This window comes from Amycolatopsis stemonae, assembly GCF_054781455.1.
In genome coordinates this window covers 15,324-33,981 of record NZ_BAAGUJ010000023.1, presented here as the reverse complement: position 1 = coordinate 33,981, position 18,658 = coordinate 15,324, and the positions used below count along the sequence as shown (strand labels likewise).

Sequence of the window (18,658 nt, the reverse complement as noted above, 5' to 3'; positions counted from 1 at the left end):
GCTCGTGGGTCCCGGGGTGCCGTTCGGCACCGGTTGCCGACCACTGGTTCGAGGTCGGTTGCGGCTGCTCCGTTAAATCCAAGATGCTCCTTGATGACCGCGAAATTTCGCGACGTTGTCCTCGGAGTTGCGCGGAACACGAATGCCCGGTCGACAGGAGGAGCAGGACATGAAGTGGGAAACCCCGGAGTACACGGTCGTCGAGGTCTGCGCCGAGGCCACCGGCTACTTCTACCGGGGCTGACCGCCGGGCCGCAGAGCCCGTGTCGCCCCGCGCCGGCGCAAGGCCCCGGATCCCGGAAACCTTCTCGGGCCGGGGCCTTGTGCCATGCGCAGCCAGCCGCTCTCCCCGCAGCACCCTGGTCTTCCTTTCGAGGTGGTTCAAGTGACTCTTGAATTTCTTCCGCTGCTCGCCCTCGCCTTCGGGCTCAGCCTCGACAACTTCCGCTCGTCGATCGCCATCGGCACCATCCCGTTCGGCTGGCGGCGCGCGCTGCAGGTGGCACTCGTCTTCGGGGTGTGGGACGCCGTGGGCCCGCTGGCGGGCGGGTTCCTGGGGCACTACCTGGGCGACTTCCTCGGCGACTCGGCGGAGTACATCGGCGCGGCCGCGCTCGGGCTGTACGGCGTGTACTTCATCGTCGGCGCGATCCGGAACCCGGAGCCGGAGGACATGGACCACCCGTGGGTGACGCTCTTCGGGATGCCGCTTTCGCTGACCATCGACAACTTCATCGCCGGAGCCGGCCTCGGCATCGCGGGGTTCTCCCTCGTGATCCCGATGCTGACGTTCGGGGCGATGACCGTGCTCATGTCGTTCGCCGGGCTGTACATCGGGCGGATGGCCGCCAAGGTCGTCCGGGTCCGCGCCGACCTCTTCAGCGGGATTTCCCTGGTCGGCGCGGCGATCCTGCTGCCGCTCGTGTTCGGCTGAACCCTTGGGGGGCGAGGAATCCGATGCCCGAGAACCCCGACACCCACACCTACCGCACCTACGACAAGATCCTGGGCGAGACCCGGCCGGCGGCGCGCCGCACGACCGCGGACCGGTGGCCGGAGCGGGTCGACCTGAAGCCGTTGCGCCGCAACCTGCCCGAGGCCGGCCCGCTGGGCGCGGACTTCGACTACGCCGGGCAGTTCGCGTCGCTGGACCTCGGCGAGGTCGCGCGGGACATCGACGAAGTGCTGACGACGTCGCAGGACTGGTGGCCCGCCGACTTCGGGCACTACGGGCCGCTCGTGCTGCGCATGGCCTGGCACGCCGCGGGCACCTACCGCGTCAGCGACGGCCGGGGCGGTGCGGGCGCCGGGATGCAGCGCTTCGCCCCGCTGAACAGCTGGCCGGACAACCGCAACCTGGACAAGGCACGCCGGCTGCTGTGGCCGGTGAAGCAGAAGTACGGGCGCAAGATCTCGTGGGCGGACCTGATGGTCTTCGCGGGCAACCGGGCGCTGGAATCGATGGGGTTCAAGACCTTCGGGTTCGGCGGCGGCCGGCCCGAGGTGTGGGAGCCCGACGAGACGTACTGGGGCCCGGAACTCAAGTGGCTGGCCGAAGACCGCTACCGCGGCCTGCGTGAGCTCGACGAACCCCTCGCGGCCGCGGAAATGGGGTTGATCTACGTCGACCCGCAGGGCCCGGCCACCAACCCCGACCCGCGGCTCGCGGCCCGCGACATCCGCGAAACCTTCAAGCGGATGGGGCTGGGCGACGAGGAGACGGTCGCGCTCATCGCGGGCGGGCACACCTTCGGCAAGACGCACGGCCCGGCGGACCCGAACCTCGTCTGCGGCCCCGAGCCCGAGGGCGCGCCCCTCACCGCGCAGGGCCTGGGCTGGGCCGGCGGGCACGGCCGCGGCATCGCGGCCGACACGGTCACCAGCGGACTGGAAGGCATGTGGACGCGCACGCCCGTGCACTGGGACCACACGTTCTTCGAGACGCTGTTCGAGTACGAGTGGGACGTCGAGCTCAGCCCCGCGGGCCTGTGGCAGTGGATCCCGCGGGAGGGTGGGGGCGAGGGCACCGTGCCGGACCCCTTCGACCCGGACGTGAAACACCACCCCGTCATGCTCACCACGGACCTCTCGCTGCAGGAAGACCGGCGCTACGAGGCGATCTCGCGGCGGTTCCTGGCGCACCCGGACCAGTTCGAGGACGCGTTCGCGCGGGCCTGGTTCAAGCTGACCCACCTCGACATGGGCCCGATCGAGCGGTACCTGGGGCCGCTCGTCCCGACCGAACGGCTGATCTGGCAGGACCCGGTGCCGCCGGTGGACCACGAGCTCGTGGACAGCGACGACATCGCCGCCCTCAAAAGCGAAATCCTCGCCTCCGGCCTGACCGTCGCCCAGCTCGTGGCCACGGCGTGGGCGTCGGCTTCGACCTACCGCGACAGCGACAAGCGCGGCGGGGCGAACGGGGCGCGGATCCGGCTCGAACCGCAGCGCGGCTGGGCGGTCAACGAACCCGGGCAGCTGGCCGTGGTGCTGCCGGTGCTGCAGGGGATCCAGGAGCGGTTCGACGCCGGGGGAGAAGGCAAGCTGGTCTCGCTGGCCGACTTGATCGTGCTCGGCGGGTGTGCCGCGGTGGAACACGCCGCCGCGGCCGGTGGCCACGAGGTCGACGTCCCGTTCCGGCCCGGGCGCACCGACGCGACCCAGGAGTGGACCGACGTCGAGTGGTTCGAAGCGTTGCGGCCCACGGCAGACGGCTTCCGGAACTACCTGGGCGACGGGTTCCGGTTGCCCCCGGAGCACCTGCTGGTCGACCGCGCGAGCCTGCTCACCTTGAGCGCGCCCGAGATGACGGTGCTGGTCGGCGGGCTGCGGGTACTGGGCGCCACGCACCGCCGGTCTCCGGTGGGGGTGCTGACTTCGTCGCCGGGCGTGCTGAGCAACGACTTCTTCGTCAACCTCCTCGACATGAGGACACTGTGGACACCGGGCGAGCACGGCAACCGTTACGAGGGCCGCGACCGGGAGACCGGCGAGCCGAAGTGGACGGCGAGCCGCGTCGACCTCCTGTTCGGATCGAACTCCGAGCTGAGAGCGCTTTCGGAGGTCTACGCGAGCGAGGACGCCGGCGGGAAGTTCGTCCGGGACTTCGCCGCGGCGTGGGGGAAGGTCATGGAGCTCGACCGGTTCGACCTCCGTTGAACGGTACCTCTCGCCGGGTGAACGGTGGAGCAGAGCCATTGTGTGGCAAAGGATATCGGAACCACTCCGCCGGAGGTAGTGTCCGAACGCGTTGCAGGACAACGAAAAGTGCGAACCAGCCGCTGTAGGAGGTGAAGTCCGATGACGATCGCCCAGGAACGCGAAGATCTCTTGGCCGAGCTCAACGGGCAGAACAAGGCGACCATCGGGGCCGTGCTCGGCACCGGTTCCATCGCCAAGGCGACCGAACGTCCCGACGGGACGATGGAGGCGACCATCCGGATCCCGGAGGACGCGATGGCGTGGGAGCCGGGCGTGCTGATCATGCCGCACGCGGGCACCCTCGAGCTGACGATCATCAACGACGACAAGAACACCCACGCCTGCTTGCTGCCCAGCAACGGCGACCGGCAGTTCATCGGGCTGCTGAACCACTCCAAGGGCAGCGCGACCCTCGAGCTGGACGGCCCCGGCTGCTACTGGTACGGCTCCCCGGCCGGCAACGACGAGGGCCGCGGCCTGCAGGCCGCCATCGTCGTGACCGGCGAGGTGCCGCCGGAAGCCAAGCTCGACCGACCCGCCCAGCCGCGGCCGTAGGAAGGCAGGAACCACCATGACCCTCGAATACGTCGACGCCGGCAAGGCGTTCGACCACAGCAAGCTGTCCAACCTGCCGCACCGCGCGCCGGACGTGACGCGCGGCGTCGACTACGAGCGCATCCTCCGGGCGCGCAGCGAGGCCGACAACTGGATCACCTACTACGGCGACTACGACGGCAAGCGGCACAGCCTGCTCGACCAGATCACCGTCGACAACGTCAAGAACCTGAAGGTCGCTTGGATCTTCCAGGCGAGCGCGACCGGCATGATCGCCTCGACCTCGACCTACGCGTTCGAGGCCTGCCCGCTGGTCGTCGACGGCGTCATGTTCGTCACCGGCTGGGACGGCTGGCTGTGGGCGCTCGACGCGAAGACCGGCGAGCAGCTGTGGCGCTACAAGCACGCGATCCCGATCGACGTGACGCTGTGCTGCGCCAACGTCAACCGCGGCTGCGCGGTGGCCAACGGCAAGGTGTACATGGTGACCCAGAACGCGCAGCTGGTCGCGCTCGACGCCACCACCGGCCGGAAGGTCTGGCAGAAGACCATCGGCGACGTGCGCGCGGGCGAGAGCGCCTCGATCGCCCCGCTGGTCATCAAGGACACGCTCATCACCGGTTCCGCCGGCGGCGAGTACGGCGTCCGCGGCCACATCGACTGCTGGGACCTGGAAACCGGCGAGCAGCGCTGGCGCACCTACACGGTGCCGAAGCCGGGCGAGCCCGGCTCGGAAACCTGGCCCGCCGACGGCGAGGCCTGGCAGCGCGGCGGCGCGAACCACTGGGTGACCGGCACCTTCGACCCGGAGCTGAACCTCTACTACGCGGGTACCGGGAACCCGGCGCCCGACTTCGACGGCGAGGTCCGTGAAGGGGACAACCTCTACACCGACAGCGTGGTCGCGCTGGACGTCGACACGGGCGAGATCAAGTGGCACTACCAGTTCACCCCGCACGACCTGTGGGACTACGACTCCACGATGGAGATGACCCTGTTCGAGCGGGACGGCAAGAAGCTGCTGGCCCACTTCGACAAGAACGGGTACATGTTCGTCCTCGACCGCACCAACGGCGAGCTGCAGCACGTGACGCCGTTCGTGGACCGGATCGACTGGGGCGTCATCACCCGCGACGGCAAGGTGACGCCGCGGAAGTACCCGGACAAGGAAGGCGAGCCCTGCCACTTCTACCCCGGCCCCGCCGGCGCGAAGGAGTGGACGCACGCCTCCTACAACCCGGACCTCGACCTGTTCTACGTGCCGGTCGCCGACGTGGGCGCCACGGCCACCCGGCGGCGCCGCGAGTTCAAGGAGGGCATGCCCTACTGGGGTGCCGCCGTCGAGGTCGACATCGACAACATGGCCGGCTCGGTCAGCGCGTTCGACTCCCACGGCGAGGAGAAGTGGCGCCACCGCATGAACAACATGCCGATGGCCGCGTCGACCCTCAGCACCGCGGGGAAGGTCGTGTTCGCCGGCACCCCCGAGGGTGAGTTCCTGGGGCTGCACGCCGAGACCGGCGAGAAGCTCTGGAGCTTCCAGTGCGGCAGCGGGCACCACAGCAGCCCGAGCACCTTCACCGTCGACGGCAAGCAGCACATCGCCGTGCCGGTCGGCTGGGGTGGCTGGCTCGAGGGCATCGTCCCCGGCATGTCCGGCCAGGGGCACGGCGCCGCGCTGATCGTGTTCTCGCTCTGACCGGGGAGTCCCCCCGAGGTGTGCCGGCCGGTGGCCGGGTCGTCGCGGCGACCCGGCCACCGGTCTCGGTGCTTTCCGCCACCGGCGAGGAGAAAGGTGAGGCGATGAACCAGCCGTCCGCACCGCAGCAGGAGCGCCTGCCGTGCCTGTACTGCGGGGAACGTTACGGGCCCGACGAGGTCGCGCGGCACACGGAACCGGTCGCGTGCGGGCCCTGCATCACGTGCGTGGGCAAGCCCGCGTGCTTCGAATGCCGGCTGATGTACTGCGTCTGCGACGTGCACCAGTACCGTGGCTGACGGGCCGGGTCAGATCTCCAGCGCCCGGCGCACGGTCGGCGTGTTCCGCCGGGAGACCGGCACCATCGTCTGGTCCGGGTCGTCCATGACCAGGACCAGCTCGCTCCTGTTCCGGCGCTCGACCTCCCGGATCCGGCTGAGGTTCACCACGTACTGGCGGTGGACCCGGAGGAACCCGGCGTCGGTCAGCTCGGTTTCGAGCCGGTCGAGACCCGGCGAGGCCGAGCGCAGCAGGCCCTGGTCGGTGGACAGCCACACGTCGTTGCCGTCGGACTGCGCGAAGGAGACTTCGGGCAGCCGCAACAGGACCATGCGGTTCTCGCGCGTCGCGACCATCCGGTGCGGCTGCGTGCGCAGCGGCGAATCCTCGCTCGCCCGGGGCAGCGGATCGCCTTCGGAGACGCCGAACGTGACGACGTTGCCGACCAGGTGCCCGGTCAGGAACACCGGCCGGAAGCTGATCGACGTCGGTTCGTTGGCCAGGCGCGTGAGGATCTGGGTCGAGCCGGACCAGTCGTGGTTGCGGGTCGCCTGCCCGGCGGCGTACTTGGCGGCCCGGATGAACTCCGGCAGTTCCGGTTTCCACCGCACCGCGGGATCGGGGGCCGGCGTGGAGCCCGGGATGCCCAGGAGCACGCCCGCCGTGTCGTCGGCGAGCACGACCCGGCCCGCGGCGTCGACGGCCGCGAGCGGCGCGCTCGTGCCCGACCGGGCGTGGTTGAAGGCGGCCATCAGCTCGGCGCCGTCGTCCTTGGCGCGCCGGCGCAGGATGCGCTGCGTCATCGTGGCGGCGTTGCCGAGCCAGGCCCCCACGGTCGCGGGGAGGTCGCCGCGCCAGCACGAGATGTTGAGCACCGCGACCGGTTCCCGGGTCACGACGTCCCGGACCGCCACGCCGGCGCAGGTCCAGTCGTGGAAGGCCTGGCACCAGTGCTCGGCGCCGCGGATCAGCACGGGGGCGTAGGACATGAGCGCGGTGCCCATGCCGTTCGTCCCGGTGGCGCCTTCGGCCCAGCAGAACCACCGGGCGAGGTTGGCTTCGGCGGCGACGGCGCTGGTGGCCTGGTCGCCCCACTGGGCGAGCACCCGGCCGGTGCCGTCGGTGAGGGTCACGATGCCGCCGTGGGTGCCGACCTCGCGCGCCAGGGAGGCGGCGCGGAAGCCGAGTTCGGCGAACACGACGTCGTGCTCCAGTGCGTGGCCGACCTCCGCGACCGCCGCCGGGGCCGCGGTCAGGCCCGGGTCGACCCCGTACTGGTCCCGGCACCGGTGCCAGGAGATCGCGATCTCGGGCCGGACGCCGCGGAGGTCGTCCTCGCCGCGCGCGAAGCGCTCCCACGCCTGGTACACGGTCGCCTCGCCGCGGCCGCGGGAGCCCGGGTCGAGCCGGTGTACCTGGGGCATGGGAGACCGCCTTTGGTCCGTGGGGCGGGACGTGGTGATTCGCCTTCGTCGCAAGCTAAAACCCGGGCCGGACCGAGGGCAAGGAGAGTGGGATGACGGTCGGCGGACACCTGACGAACGGTCGTGAAGCGAGGACCGGCGGCGCCCGGGCGCCCACCAGCGGTCGGGTGGCGCGGGCGAACGCCCTTGCTGGTAAACCGGAACGGTGGTGCTGCCGGGCTACCTGTCCGATCGGGTAGTTCTACAGCGATGCGGCCGAACGACGTGAACATGTCTTGAAAAGCGTTGCCGCAGCGAGTTACTTTGTGACGACTTTCAGTGCCCGGCGGTGACGGAAAGCCCCCGGCGCACCCGGCGACAAGGAGGTCGCGATGACCGGGAGAGTGCCGCCGCTGGTGATCGCACCGAGCCGGCCCGGTGGACGTGACCGCGCGCCCGGCGGCTCCCTGGTGGCCACCTCGTCGGCGAAGGAAGTGGCTCGCGCGTGGGAGAACTTCGCCGCGGGCGAAGACGTCGAAACCGGCGTCCGGCCCGAGATCCTGGCGTCGTGGTACCGGTGCCGGGATCGCTACGACGTCGACCGGACACTCGACGTCGCGCCGGGCGCCCGGGGCGACGAGGCCCAGCGGATCGACAACGGCGTCATCTTCACCGCGCTCGGCGGCCTGGGCGCACTGGCCGGCCGGGAAGTCGAACGCGACGGCGCCGTCGTCACCGTGACGGACGGCGACGGGCGTGTCCTGGGCGCGTGGGGCGATCCGGCCGCGCAGCGGCGCGCCGAGCTGCACAACCTCGCGCCCTGGTCGTCGTGGTCGGAGGAGTGCACCGGCACGAACGGGATGGGCACGTCGCTCGAGGTGTCCGGCCCGGTGACCGTGACCGGCCCGGAACATTGGTGCGAAGCGTTCCACCAGTGGGCGTGCGCGGGTATCTCCATCCGCGACGTCGTGACCGGCTCGCCGGTCGCGTCGATCAACATCTCGCGCTGGAACGCGTCGTTGTCCAAGCTCGTACCGCCGTGGCTGACGAAAGCGGTCGCGTGCGTGGAGCAGGAGATCTACCGGCGGGCCATCTACGAAGCCGACAAGGTGATCGCCGAATTCACCCGGAAGTGCCTGCAGGCCAGCGGCTCGTTCATGGCGATGGACCGCGGCGGGAACGTGATCGCCGCGAACGAGGCGGCCGTCGCGATGCTCGGCCTGGCCGGCGAAACCCCGATCGTCGCGGGCGCGACGGAGCCCGCCGAGCGCTGGACCCCGGACATCGCCGGTCTGCCGGAAGTGCTGCGGTGGGCCAAGGAACGGGCGCAGGGCAGCGCGGAGTGGAGCGGCTACGCGCGCCTGCCGGTGTGCCCGGGCGAAGAGCCCACGTCGCTGACCATGCGCTCGGTCGTCGACTCGAACCACGTGGTGGGCATGCTGTGCGCGTTCGGCGTGCAGGAAGGCGAGCCCTACGAAGGGAATTCCGACGACGCGGTCGGCCCGCTGCCGCGGTGCGTCATCGGGATGCGCAACGACCGGCTCGTCCTGCTGGCCCCGTCAGAGATCCGCTACGCCGAGGCCGACCGGAACGTCGTCTGGCTCGTCACCGAACGCGGCCGGATCCAGGCGGCGACCCGCGGCCTGGACAACGTCGAACGATCGCTGACGTCCTACGGGTTCCGCCGGGTGCACCGGCGGTTCCTGGTCAACCTGCGCCGGGTGGCGGAGATCGAGCGGGGCATCAAGGGGGAGCTGTTCCTGATCATGGACTCCCGGGCCCACGAGTTCGTGCCCGTTTCCCGGCGCCACGCCCCGGATCTGCGGCGCATGCTCGGGGTGTGAGTCAGCGGGACAGGGCTTCCACCTGCCGGCGCAGGCCTTCCACGGCCTGCGCCGGATCCGCGGCCGCGTAGACGGCCGAACCGGCGACGAAGCAGTCGACGCCGGCCTCGGCCGCCTGCTCGATCGTGCCGGCGTTGATGCCGCCGTCGATCTCCACCACCAGGTTCAGGTGGCCGGTGTCGACGAGCCGGCGGGCCTCGCGCACCTTCCCGAGGACGTCGGCGATGAACTTCTGCCCGCCGAACCCGGGTTCCACCGACATCACCAGCAGGGTGTCGTAGTGCTTGAGCACGTCGAGGTAGGGCGCCAGCGGCGTGCCCGGCTTGATGGCCAGCCCCGCCTTCGCGCCCGCGGCCCGCAGGTTCTTCGCGAGCATGACCGGGTCTTCGGCGGCCTCGACGTGCACGGTGACGTTGTAGGAACCCGCTTCCGCGTAGCCGATCGCCCAGTGGTCCGGCTTCTCGATCATCAGGTGGCAGTCCACCGGCAGGTCGGTGGTCGCCAGCAGTGAACGCACGACCGGCAGGCCCAGGGTCAGGTTCGGCACGAAGTGCGCGTCCATGACGTCCACGTGCAGCCAGTCCGCGCCGCGGTTTCCCTGCACGGCGGCGACTTCCTCGGCGAGCCGGGCGAAGTCGGCGGAGAGGATGGACGGGGCGATCAACGGCTGGTTCGTCACGTTTCGAGCGTAGGAGCCTCGGCCGGTGCGCGGTTATCGGTGCTGTGTATCGGGGGATTGCCGTTTCGCATGTGCCGGTGTATTGCCGCGGCTCGCGAGGCCGGGCGATGGTTGGGGGGACTTCGCAGTTCCCGTACCGATGAGGAGAGTGCCGTGCAGTTGCAGGTGGCGTTGGACGTCCTGGACCTTCCTTCGGCGTTGACCCTGGCCCACCAGGTGTCCGAGCACGTGGACATCCTGGAGCTGGGCACGCCGTTGGTGAAGTCGGCGGGGATCGCGGCGGTGACCGCGATCAAGGCCGCGCACCCGGACAAGCTGGTCTTCGCGGACCTCAAGACCGCCGACGCCGGGGAGCTGGAAGCCGCGCTGGCCTTCGAGGCCGGTGCCGACCTGGTGACGGTGATGGGGTCGGTCGACGACGACACCGTCCGCGGCGCGGTCGCGGCCGGCCGCAAGTACGGCAAGCAGGTCGTGGCGGACATGATCGGCGTCGTCGACGGCCGGGTGGCCCGGATCCGCGAGGTCGCCAAGCTCGGAGTGTCCTTTGTGGAGATCCACGCGGGACTGGACGAGCAGGCGCGTCCGGGTTACTCGATCGAGCAGCTGCTGGAGGACGGCCGTCTCGCGGGGGTGCCGTTTTCGATCGCCGGGGGCGTGAAGGCCGGCACGATCGGCTCGGTGCGGGAAGCCGGTGCCGTCGTGGCGGTCGCGGGTGGTGCGATCTACAACGCCACCGACCCGGGTGCGGCCGCGGCCGAACTCAAGAAGCACGCGACCCGCTGACCGAAACCACCCGAGGAGCGCGTGTCCATGGCACCGAACCACTCCGCCGACGAGGTCGTCCGCCTGACCACCCGGCGGCTTCCCGAAGACTGGTCCGATGTGGACCAGCGCGCGGTCGACACCGCCCGGGTGCTGGCCGCGGACGCGGTCGAGCACTGCGGGAGCGGCCACCCCGGCACCGCGATGAGCCTCGCGCCCGTCGCCTACGCGTTGTTCCAGCGGGTCATGCGGCACGACCCGGGTGACGCGCGGTGGCTCGGGCGCGACCGGTTCGTGCTCTCGGCCGGGCATTCGAGCCTCACGCTGTACATCCAGCTGTTCCTCGCGGGGTACGGCTTGGAGGTGGCGGACCTGAAGGCGTTGCGCACGTGGGATTCGCGGACGCCGGGCCACCCCGAGTACGGGCACACCACGGGCGTGGAGACCACGACCGGCCCGCTCGGGCAGGGCCTGGCGAACGCGGTCGGGATGGCGATGGCCGCCCGCCGCGAGCGCGGCCTCTTCGACCCGGACGCCGAACCGGGCAAGAGCGTGTTCGACCACCACGTCTACGTGATCGCCTCCGACGGCGACATCGAAGAGGGTGTCACGTCGGAGGCCTCGTCGCTGGCCGGCACCCAGCAGCTCGGCAACCTCACGGTGGTCTACGACAGCAACGAGATCTCCATCGAGGACGACACCCGCATCGCGCTGTCCGAAGACACCGCCAAGCGGTACGAAGCCTACGGGTGGCAGGTCCTCACGGTCCACGGCGGTGAGGACGTCGCGGGGTTCCTGGACGCGGTCGGGCGGGCCAAGGCCGAGACCGCCCGCCCGACGCTGATCGTGCTCCGCACGGTGATCGGCTTCCCGGCGCCGACGAAGATGAACTCTGGCAAGGCGCACGGCGCCGCGCTGGGTGCCGAGGAGCTCGCCGGGGTCAAGCGGGCCGTCGGGTTCGACCCGGAACGCAGCTTCCAGGTCGAGGACGAGGTCCTGCGGCACACCCGCGAGGCCGCCGAGCGCGGCCGGGCCGACCACGAAAAGTGGCAGCTCGAGTTCGACGCCTGGGCGCGGGCGAACCCGGAGCGCAAGGCACTGCTGGACCGGCTCGCCGAACGCGAGCTGCCGGCGGGCTTCGCCGGCAACCTGCCGAAGTGGGAGCCGGACGGCAAGGGCGTCGCGACGCGCAAGGCGTCGGCCGCGGTGCTCGCCGCGCTGGGCCCGGTGCTGCCCGAGCTCTGGGGCGGGTCGGCGGACCTGGCCGAGAGCAACAACACCACGATCGAGGGCGCGGACTCCTTCGGCCCGGCCGCGATCTCGACCGGCGCCTGGACGGCCCAGCCGTACGGCCGGACGCTGCACTTCGGCATCCGCGAGCACGCGATGGGCTCGATCCTCAACGGGATCGCGCTGCACGGCGGGACCCGCCCGTACGGCGGCACGTTCCTCATCTTCAGCGACTACATGCGCCCGGCGGTGCGCCTGGCCGCGCTGATGCGGCTGCCGGTCGTCTACGTCTGGACGCACGACTCGATCGGTCTCGGCGAGGACGGCCCGACCCACCAGCCGGTCGAGCAGCTGGCGTCGCTGCGGGCGATCCCGGGCCTGTCCGTGGTCCGCCCGGCGGACGCGAACGAGACCGCGCACGCCTGGAAGGCCGTGCTGGAGGACACCGGCGGCCCGGCCGGGCTGGCGCTGACCCGCCAGAACGTGCCGACGCTGGAAGGCACGTCCGCCGAAGGTGTTTCCCGCGGCGGTTACGTGCTCGCCGAGGCTTCGTCGGGCCGCCCGGAGGTGGTGCTGATCGGCACCGGCTCCGAGGTCCAGCTGGCGGTGGCGGCCCGGACGGTCCTCGAAGCCGAGGGCATCGCCACCCGCGTGGTGTCGATGCCGTGCGTCGAGTGGTTCGACCGGCAGGACCGGACATACCGGGACCGGGTGCTGCCGCCGTCGGTGCGGGCCCGGGTGGTCGTCGAAGCGGGCGTGGCCCAGCCGTGGCACCGGTTCGCCGGCGACGCGGGCGAAATCGTGTCGCTGGAGCACTTCGGTGCTTCGGCGGACTTCAAGACCCTGTTCAGCGAGTTCGGGATCACCACCGAGGCCGTGGTCGAAGCGGCCCGGCGCAGCGAGAGGAAGTCGCGGTGACGAAGTCGATCGAGAAGGAGCTCGACGCCGGTCTGTTCTCGGACGCGACACGCGCGGTCGTGGGCGAGGTCGACCGGGTCCGGGCCGGGGTCCGGTCCGAGGCCTGGGTGCGGGCCGGGGAACTGCTGCTCGGCGCGCCGAAGGTGTTCACCGTCGGCACCGGGCGCAGCGGGCTCGCGCTGCAGATGGCCGCGATGCGGTTCATGCACCTCGGGCTGCCCACCCACGTCGTCGGCGAGGTGACCGCGCCGGCCATCGGCGCGGGGGACGTCCTCGTCGCGGCGTCGGGCTCGGGGACGACGGGCCGGGTGGTGCGGGCCGCGCAGACGGCCCACGACCAGGGCGCTGACGTGATCGCCCTGACGACAGCGCCCGGATCACCGCTGGCGGAGATCGCGACCGAGGCGCTCGTCGTCCCGGCCGCGGACAAGCAGGACTTCGACGGGACCGCCTCCGTCCAGTACGCCGGCAGCCTGTTCGAACAGTCCGTCCTGCTGATCACCGACGCCCTGTTCCACACGCTGTGGAAGACCGGCGGCAGCCAGGCCCGCGAGCTGTGGCGCCTGCACGCGAACCTCGAGTGACCACCGCGGATTCCCCCGTCCCGACACCCCTTCTGCCCCGAGGAGCGCCGATGCCGGCCACCGATATCAGCACGTTGGAAGCGGTCGCGCTGGCCGCTACGCGCAGCGCCGCGGTGGCCAGCCACGCCTGGGTGGGCCGCGACGACCAGAAGGCCGCGGACGCGGCGGCGACCGCGGCCATGCGCGCGGCGCTGGCCGGCGCGCCGGGACGGGGGACCGTGGTCATCGGGGAGGGCGAAAAGGACGACGCCCCGATGCTGTTCAACGGCGAAGTGGTCGGCACCGGGTACGGGCCGGACTTCGACATCGCCGTCGACCCCCTGGAAGGGACGTCGTTCTGCGCGCGGGACCTGCCGGGTTCGCTGGCCACGATCGCGTTCGGCGAATCCGGCACCCTGTGGTCGCCCGGCCCGGGGTTCTACATGGACAAGATCGTGGTGCCGCCGCGGGCGAGGGACGTCATCGACCTCGACGACCCGCCCGAGCGGACGCTGGAGCGGGTCGCCAAGGCGCTCGGCAAGCAGGTCGGCGACCTGCGCGTCATGATCATGGACAAGCCGCGCCACAAGGAGCTGATCGACCGCGTGCTGCGGGCGGGCGCCTCGGTGCAGACACCGGCGGGTGGCGACGTCGGCGGGAGTCTCGCGGTGCTGCTGCCGACCCTCGACGTCGACCTGCTCCTCGGCGTCGGCGGCACGCCGGAAGGGGTGCTGACCGCGGCGGCGGTCCGGGCGCTGGGCGGCGGCATGCTGGGCCGCCTGGCCCCGCAGCGCGACGAGGAAGCCGACGCCCTCCGCGCGGCCGGCCTGTCCCTCGACCGCATCTACGACTGTGACGAGCTCGTGTCCGGCGAAGCGTTCTTCGTCGCCACCGGGGTCAACGGCGGACCGCTGCTCGGCCGGCCGCGCCGCGGCGGCGGCGGCACGACGGTCGCCGAGTCGCTGCTGATCTCCCGGGGTCAGGTCCGGCACATCACGCACACGACGTTCGACTGAGGAGATCCGGTGACGCTGCACCTCGACGACCTCCGCGTTCGCCGCCTCGGCGAGTGCCGCTTCGATTCGCCGTTCTCCGAGGCGCTCTCCACCAAGGAGACTTCGCCGCACTACGTGGCGGAGGGCGACCGCGTCCTGCTCGAGGACACCGTGTCCATGCTGGCCGGGCACGGTCTCCCGGCGGGCCTGGTGCCGAGCTTCGAAGCCGCCGGACCGCGCCGGAAGATCTACTTCGACCCCGCGAACGTGACCGCCGGCGTCGTCACCTGCGGCGGCCTGTGCCCCGGTCTCAACAACGTCATCCGCGGGCTCGTCCAGGAACTTTCCGTGCACTACCGGGTGAAGCGGGTGCTGGGCTTCCGGAACGGCCTCCGGGGGCTGACCGCGGAGAACCGGTACGACACCGTCGAGCTGACACCCGAGAGCGTCCGCGACATCCACAACGCCGGTGGCACCATCCTGGGCAGCTCTCGCGGCGGCCAGGACGCCGGCGAGATGGTCGACACCCTCGTCGCGCGCGGCGTCGACATCCTGTTCGTCATCGGCGGCGACGGCGGGATGCGCGCCGCGACCTTCCTGGGCGAGGCGATCCGGGCGCGCGGGCTCGACATCGCGGTCATCGGGGTGCCGAAGACGATCGACAACGACCTGCCCTTCACCGACCAGTCGTTCGGGTTCCAGAGCGCGTTCGCGCGGGCCACCGACTTCATCTCGGCGGTCTCCGTCGAAGCCGCGGCGAGCCCGAACGGCGTCGGGATCGTGAAGCTGATGGGGCGGCACTCGGGGTTCATCGCCGCCTATGCGGCGTTGGCCGCGGCCGCCGCGGACATCGTCCTGATCCCCGAGATCCCGTTCGCCCTCGGGGGAGCGGACGGCCTGCTGGCCCACATCGAGCAGCACGTGCGGGCCAAGGGCCACGTGGTGATCGTCCTCGCCGAGGGCGCGGGCCAGGACCTCGTCGAGGAGCACGGCCTGCCGCAGCACAACGGCCGCGGCACCGACGCCTCGGGCAACGTCAAGCTCGGCAACATCGGGGAGCTGCTCAAGGAGCGCATCACGGTGCACCTGACCGCGGCCGGGCTGGTGCCCACGATGCGGTACATCGACCCGAGCTACGCGGTCCGCAGCATCGCCGCCAACGCCTACGACAGCGTCTACTGCCTGCGGCTGGCCCACGCCGCGGTCCACGCGGCGATGGCCGGCCACACGGAGGCGGCGGTCGCCCGCTGGCGGCGCCGCTTCGTGCACGTCCCGCTGTCCCTGATGACGAGCCGCCGCAACCAGGTCGACCCCGACGGCGACCTGTGGATGTCGGTGCTGGAAACCACCTGCCAGCCGGCCGAGTACGGGTCGGGGGTGGGCCGGGAGAAGGTGCGCGCGGGCTTCTGCTGAGTTCGGGCGGCCCGGCGCACTCGATTGAATGGTCATTGCGCGTCGCGACGGCGAATTGTTCGGAAAAGCGGTGAACATACGCGGCGATAGTGCCGGGGAATCGGTCCTATACTGTCCGGATGCGCGAGAAATTCCACGGTGAATTGGCTGAACTCGGCGAAGAGCTGACGCGGATGTGCCGGCTGGCGGCGGAATCCATGCGCCGGGCCAGCACCGCGCTGCTGACCGCCGATCTCGCGCTGGCCGAGCGGGTCCTCGGTGCCGACGACGACCTGGACCGGGCGCGGGTCGAATGCGAGTCGCACGCCCATTCGCTGCTGGCGCTGCAGGCGCCCGTCGCCGGGGATCTGCGCACCGTCCTAGCCGTGATCTACTGCGCGGAGAAGTTCGAGCGCATGGGGGACCTCGCCGCGCACATCGCCGACACCACGCGCTTCACCCATCCCGGCCGCGCCGTCCCGGCCGAGCTGCACCCCGTGTTCGCCGACATGAGTGCCACCGCCGCGCGGATGGCCGACCAGCTCGCGGACCGGATTTCCGGTGACGCGGCCGGCGCGTTCGACGAGCTGGACGAAACCGATCACGTCGTCGACGCGCTGCACGCCGACGTGCTGCGCCGGATCACCAAGGACGAATGGCCGCACGGCGTGCAGGCCGCCACCAGCCTGGCGCTCCTGGCGAGGTTTTACGAACGGTTCGCGGACCAAGCCGTTTCCGTCGCGAAACGGCTCGAGTTCGCCGAATCCGGCGACCTTCCGATTCGCTCGGGGTGAGCTGCTCGGCTGTCCTCGTGCCGTGGGCGGGCGATTCAGCCGTTACCGCGTTTCGGCGGCGAAGGAGGCGAACATGTCGAGCAGTCCCTGAGGGGAGTCCTCGCGGAAGAGGATCTCCAGGCTCCGCGCGGATTCGCCGGCGGATTCCGCGGAGCGGGGGAACAGTTCGGTTTCGTAGGCGAGCAGCGCCGCCTCGGTGTCGCCGGGGTGATCGGCGATGGCCAGCGCCAGCGCCATTCCGTCGTACATCGCCAGGTTCGCGCCTTCGCCGGCGAACGGGGACATGAGGTGGGCGGCGTCGCCGAGCAGCGTCACGCCCGGGACGCGGTCCCAGGAGACACCGACGGGCAGGGCGTTGATGCGCCGCGGGGTCAGGCCGGTGTCGGCGTGGGCGATCATCCCGCGCAGCGCGTCGTCCCAGCCTTCGAGGCGGGCCAGCATCTCCCGCTTGGCGGCTTCGGCGTCGTCCCAGTCGACCGTGTCGATCCAGTCCTCGGGCACGCGCAGGCCGAGGTAGACGTGCAGGCTGCCGTCGGTTTCGAGATGGCCGAGGATGCCGGTTTCGCCGTGGAGGGCGAACAGCGCGCCGGCGCCCATGGCTTCGGCCTCGGCGGGGTGCCGGGTGGCGGCGTCGTGCAGGTCGGCCTCGACGAAGGAAATGCCGGTGTAGGCGGGCCAGGCGTCGGTCAGCACGCGGCGCACGCGTGACCACGCGCCGTCGGCGCCGATGAGCAGGTCGGTGGTGATCGTCTCGCCGTCGTCGAAGCGGACCGTCCAGCGGCCTTCTCCGGCGGCGACGTCGACGACCCGCCGCCCCCACCGGATGGTGCCTGCGGGAAGCGAGTCGATGAGGATGTCGCGCAGCTGGCCGCGGTCGACCTCGGGGCGCTGGAGCTCGCCGTCGTCGTGCTCGTCGAACAGCACGGTGCCCCGGGAGTCCAGGACGCGGGTGGCCTCGCCGCCCGGGTGGATGATGCCGGCGAACTCGTCCCACAGCTCGCCGGCGCGGATCGCGCGCTGGCCGTTGTACTCGTGGATGTCGAGCATGCCGCCCTGCACGCGGGCGTCACGGCCGGGTTCGAGCTCGAAGACGGTCGCGGGGATCCCGTGCACGTGCAGGACGCGCGCGGCGGTCAGCCCGCCGAGGCCCCCGCCGATGATGGCGATCGGGTGGTGGGTGGTCATGGTCCGGTCCTTTTCGGTGTGCGCGAAGGGGCTCACCTGCGCAGCTGCGGGTCGAGCCGTTCGTCATCGGCGACGCAGGCCGGGGCCGATGACGAACATGTTCGTTCACCATAGCTGGCGACGAACATGTTCGCAACGAACATGTTCGTAAGAGTGACGCGCGTCCCCTCGCTACGAGTTCATCCCGCGGCTAGGACGTGGCGCCGAGGATCCGGGTGAGGCTCTTCTCCGTGTCGGCGCCGACCTTCTCGAACACGGCCTTGGCCAGCGGTGCGGCGAGCCGCGCCGCGCCGTGGAACTCGATCGTGGCGTGGTAGGTGAGCTTGGTGGCCTCGCCGTCCGCGGTCAGGCTGATGTCGTCGGTGGACGTCGCCGTGTCGTTGCGGCCGACGAACACCACCCGGCCGGGCTCGAGCCGGGTCAGCTCGTAGGTCAGCTCGGTCTCGATGCCGGCGATCTTCGACACGTTGCGCCAGCGCGACCCGACGGCGACCGGCCCGCCGTCGAGCCGTTCACAGGACTGCGTGCCGGGGTCCCACTCCTTGGCGTTGGCGAAGTCCTTGAGGTAGTCCAAGGTTTCCCGCGGCGCGGTGGCCACGGTGAAGGTACGGGTCACGTCGACCATGTCGGGCTCCTCGGTTCGTCAGTCGGCCACGCCGTTGCTCTGGTCGATGAAGGTCTGCCGTTCGGGCGTGACGCGCAGGATCACGCGCTCGGACTTGATCGCCTCGGGCGGGTAGTCGCCGCCGGTGTACTTGCGGGCCAGTTCGTCGACCTGGCGGCGGGCGCGTTCGCCGTTCTCGACGCCGGTCACCTTGCCGCGGACCTCCGCGTAGCGGTACGGGTCCTGTTCGTCGCGGATGAGCACCGTGATCCGCGGGTCGCGGGCGACGTTGCGGCTCTTCGCCCGGTGGGCCTCGGTGTTGAGCACCAGTTCGCCGTCTTCGACGTGCACCCAGACCATCTGGGTCTGCAGCCGTCCGCTCGGCAGCACCGTCGTGACGGCGGCGAAGTTCTTGCCCGTGGCGAGTTCTTCGGTCTCGGGCAGCAAAGCCGGGCCATCCGCGGTCCGTGCGGGCATGACGGCTCCTTCCGGTCGCGGTGCGCCATCAGCTCCATGGCTACCCGGCGAACGGAGCACCAAACGCGCGCACTGCTG

General features: G+C 71.0%; 17 protein-coding genes. 12 read left to right on the top strand and 5 right to left on the bottom strand.

The window, feature by feature from the left end; genetic code table 11:
• Window positions 1–385 precede the first annotated feature (385 nt).
• From ACYVLJ_RS44315 to ACYVLJ_RS44295, 5 genes are all read left to right on the top strand, one after another.
• Window positions 386–934 (top strand): manganese efflux pump MntP, encoded by a 549-nt coding sequence (locus tag ACYVLJ_RS44315; protein WP_460443209.1) that lies wholly within the window; start codon window positions 386–388, stop codon window positions 932–934.
• Window positions 935–957: 23 nt separating this feature from the next.
• Window positions 958–3,159, top strand: a complete 2,202-nt coding sequence (gene katG, locus ACYVLJ_RS44310) for a catalase/peroxidase (protein WP_460443208.1) — start codon at window positions 958–960, stop codon at window positions 3,157–3,159.
• Between the two features lie 141 nt (window positions 3,160–3,300).
• On the top strand, window positions 3,301–3,756 hold the full coding sequence (locus ACYVLJ_RS44305; RefSeq protein WP_460443207.1) for an MSMEG_3727 family PQQ-associated protein: 456 nt from the start codon (window positions 3,301–3,303) through the stop codon (window positions 3,754–3,756).
• A gap of 16 nt (window positions 3,757–3,772) precedes the next feature.
• Window positions 3,773–5,455, top strand: a complete 1,683-nt coding sequence (locus ACYVLJ_RS44300) for a PQQ-dependent dehydrogenase, methanol/ethanol family (protein WP_451976467.1) — start codon at window positions 3,773–3,775, stop codon at window positions 5,453–5,455.
• Between the two features lie 104 nt (window positions 5,456–5,559).
• Entirely contained in the window at window positions 5,560–5,754 is a 195-nt protein-coding gene (locus tag ACYVLJ_RS44295) for a recombination activating protein 1 (protein WP_460443206.1), read from the top strand.
• Window positions 5,755–5,763: 9 nt separating this feature from the next.
• On the opposite strand, the gene ACYVLJ_RS44290 is transcribed toward ACYVLJ_RS44295, so the two are convergent.
• Entirely contained in the window at window positions 5,764–7,158 is a 1,395-nt protein-coding gene (locus tag ACYVLJ_RS44290; RefSeq protein ID WP_451976473.1) for a DNA-binding protein, read from the bottom strand.
• Window positions 7,159–7,529: 371 nt separating this feature from the next.
• Here ACYVLJ_RS44290 and ACYVLJ_RS44285 point away from each other — a divergent pair, with 371 nt between their 5' ends.
• Window positions 7,530–8,981, top strand: coding sequence for a DNA-binding protein (locus ACYVLJ_RS44285; protein WP_460443205.1), 1,452 nt, complete (start codon window positions 7,530–7,532; stop codon window positions 8,979–8,981).
• Window position 8,982: 1 nt separating this feature from the next.
• Here the strand turns inward: ACYVLJ_RS44285 and rpe are convergent, their stop codons facing one another.
• On the bottom strand, window positions 8,983–9,645 hold the full coding sequence (gene rpe / locus ACYVLJ_RS44280; protein WP_460443280.1) for a ribulose-phosphate 3-epimerase: 663 nt from the start codon (window positions 9,643–9,645) through the stop codon (window positions 8,983–8,985).
• 168 nt (window positions 9,646–9,813) lie between these two features.
• Between rpe and hxlA the strand changes: the two genes are divergently transcribed.
• The 6 genes from hxlA to phoU all read left to right on the top strand — a co-directional run bounded on the left by hxlA (window position 9,814) and on the right by phoU (window position 16,314).
• Window positions 9,814–10,443, top strand: a complete 630-nt coding sequence (gene hxlA / locus ACYVLJ_RS44275; RefSeq protein WP_460443204.1) for a 3-hexulose-6-phosphate synthase — start codon at window positions 9,814–9,816, stop codon at window positions 10,441–10,443.
• 27 nt (window positions 10,444–10,470) lie between these two features.
• A complete protein-coding gene (gene tkt, locus ACYVLJ_RS44270) occupies window positions 10,471–12,570 on the top strand; it encodes a transketolase family protein (RefSeq protein ID WP_460443203.1) in 2,100 nt (699 codons plus the stop codon).
• Window positions 12,567–13,154 carry an SIS domain-containing protein gene (gene hxlB, locus ACYVLJ_RS44265; protein ID WP_460443202.1) on the top strand — a complete coding sequence of 196 codons (588 nt, stop codon included), beginning with the start codon at window positions 12,567–12,569 and terminating at the stop codon, window positions 13,152–13,154. Before tkt ends, hxlB begins: the two co-directional genes overlap by 4 nt.
• 50 nt (window positions 13,155–13,204) lie before the next feature.
• Window positions 13,205–14,149 (top strand): fructose-bisphosphatase class II family protein, encoded by a 945-nt coding sequence (locus ACYVLJ_RS44260; RefSeq protein WP_460443201.1) that lies wholly within the window; start codon window positions 13,205–13,207, stop codon window positions 14,147–14,149.
• 9 nt (window positions 14,150–14,158) lie between these two features.
• Entirely contained in the window at window positions 14,159–15,541 is a 1,383-nt protein-coding gene (locus tag ACYVLJ_RS44255; protein ID WP_460443200.1) for a 6-phosphofructokinase, read from the top strand.
• A 119-nt stretch (window positions 15,542–15,660) separates the two neighbouring features.
• Window positions 15,661–16,314 carry a phosphate signaling complex protein PhoU gene (gene phoU / locus ACYVLJ_RS44250; protein ID WP_451976494.1) on the top strand — a complete coding sequence of 218 codons (654 nt, stop codon included), beginning with the start codon at window positions 15,661–15,663 and terminating at the stop codon, window positions 16,312–16,314.
• Window positions 16,315–16,356: 42 nt separating this feature from the next.
• Here the strand turns inward: phoU and ACYVLJ_RS44245 are convergent, their stop codons facing one another.
• The 3 genes from ACYVLJ_RS44245 to ACYVLJ_RS44235 form a co-directional block, all read right to left on the bottom strand.
• A complete protein-coding gene (locus ACYVLJ_RS44245) occupies window positions 16,357–17,499 on the bottom strand; it encodes an FAD-dependent oxidoreductase (RefSeq protein WP_451976496.1) in 1,143 nt (380 codons plus the stop codon).
• Between the two features lie 190 nt (window positions 17,500–17,689).
• Window positions 17,690–18,124: an SRPBCC family protein gene (locus tag ACYVLJ_RS44240; RefSeq protein WP_451976499.1), complete on the bottom strand. Its 435-nt coding sequence runs from the start codon at window positions 18,122–18,124 to the stop codon at window positions 17,690–17,692.
• A gap of 18 nt (window positions 18,125–18,142) precedes the next feature.
• Entirely contained in the window at window positions 18,143–18,580 is a 438-nt protein-coding gene (locus tag ACYVLJ_RS44235) for a PPOX class F420-dependent oxidoreductase (RefSeq protein ID WP_460443199.1), read from the bottom strand.
• Between the last annotated feature and the right edge of the window lie 78 nt (window positions 18,581–18,658).

Coding starts and splice junctions, on each gene's coding strand:
- ACYVLJ_RS44240 (WP_451976499.1), bottom strand. CDS start 18,124: ATGGTCGACGTGACCCGTACCTTCACCGTGGCCACCGCGCCGCGGGAA.
- ACYVLJ_RS44290 (WP_451976473.1), bottom strand. CDS start 7,158: ATGCCCCAGGTACACCGGCTCGACCCGGGCTCCCGCGGCCGCGGCGAG.
- tkt (WP_460443203.1), top strand. CDS start 10,471: ATGGCACCGAACCACTCCGCCGACGAGGTCGTCCGCCTGACCACCCGG.
- ACYVLJ_RS44245 (WP_451976496.1), bottom strand. CDS start 17,499: ATGACCACCCACCACCCGATCGCCATCATCGGCGGGGGCCTCGGCGGG.
- phoU (WP_451976494.1), top strand. CDS start 15,661: ATGCGCGAGAAATTCCACGGTGAATTGGCTGAACTCGGCGAAGAGCTG.
- ACYVLJ_RS44305 (WP_460443207.1), top strand. CDS start 3,301: ATGACGATCGCCCAGGAACGCGAAGATCTCTTGGCCGAGCTCAACGGG.
- ACYVLJ_RS44235 (WP_460443199.1), bottom strand. CDS start 18,580: ATGCCCGCACGGACCGCGGATGGCCCGGCTTTGCTGCCCGAGACCGAA.
- ACYVLJ_RS44295 (WP_460443206.1), top strand. CDS start 5,560: ATGAACCAGCCGTCCGCACCGCAGCAGGAGCGCCTGCCGTGCCTGTAC.
- ACYVLJ_RS44260 (WP_460443201.1), top strand. CDS start 13,205: ATGCCGGCCACCGATATCAGCACGTTGGAAGCGGTCGCGCTGGCCGCT.
- katG (WP_460443208.1), top strand. CDS start 958: ATGCCCGAGAACCCCGACACCCACACCTACCGCACCTACGACAAGATC.
- ACYVLJ_RS44285 (WP_460443205.1), top strand. CDS start 7,530: ATGACCGGGAGAGTGCCGCCGCTGGTGATCGCACCGAGCCGGCCCGGT.
- ACYVLJ_RS44300 (WP_451976467.1), top strand. CDS start 3,773: ATGACCCTCGAATACGTCGACGCCGGCAAGGCGTTCGACCACAGCAAG.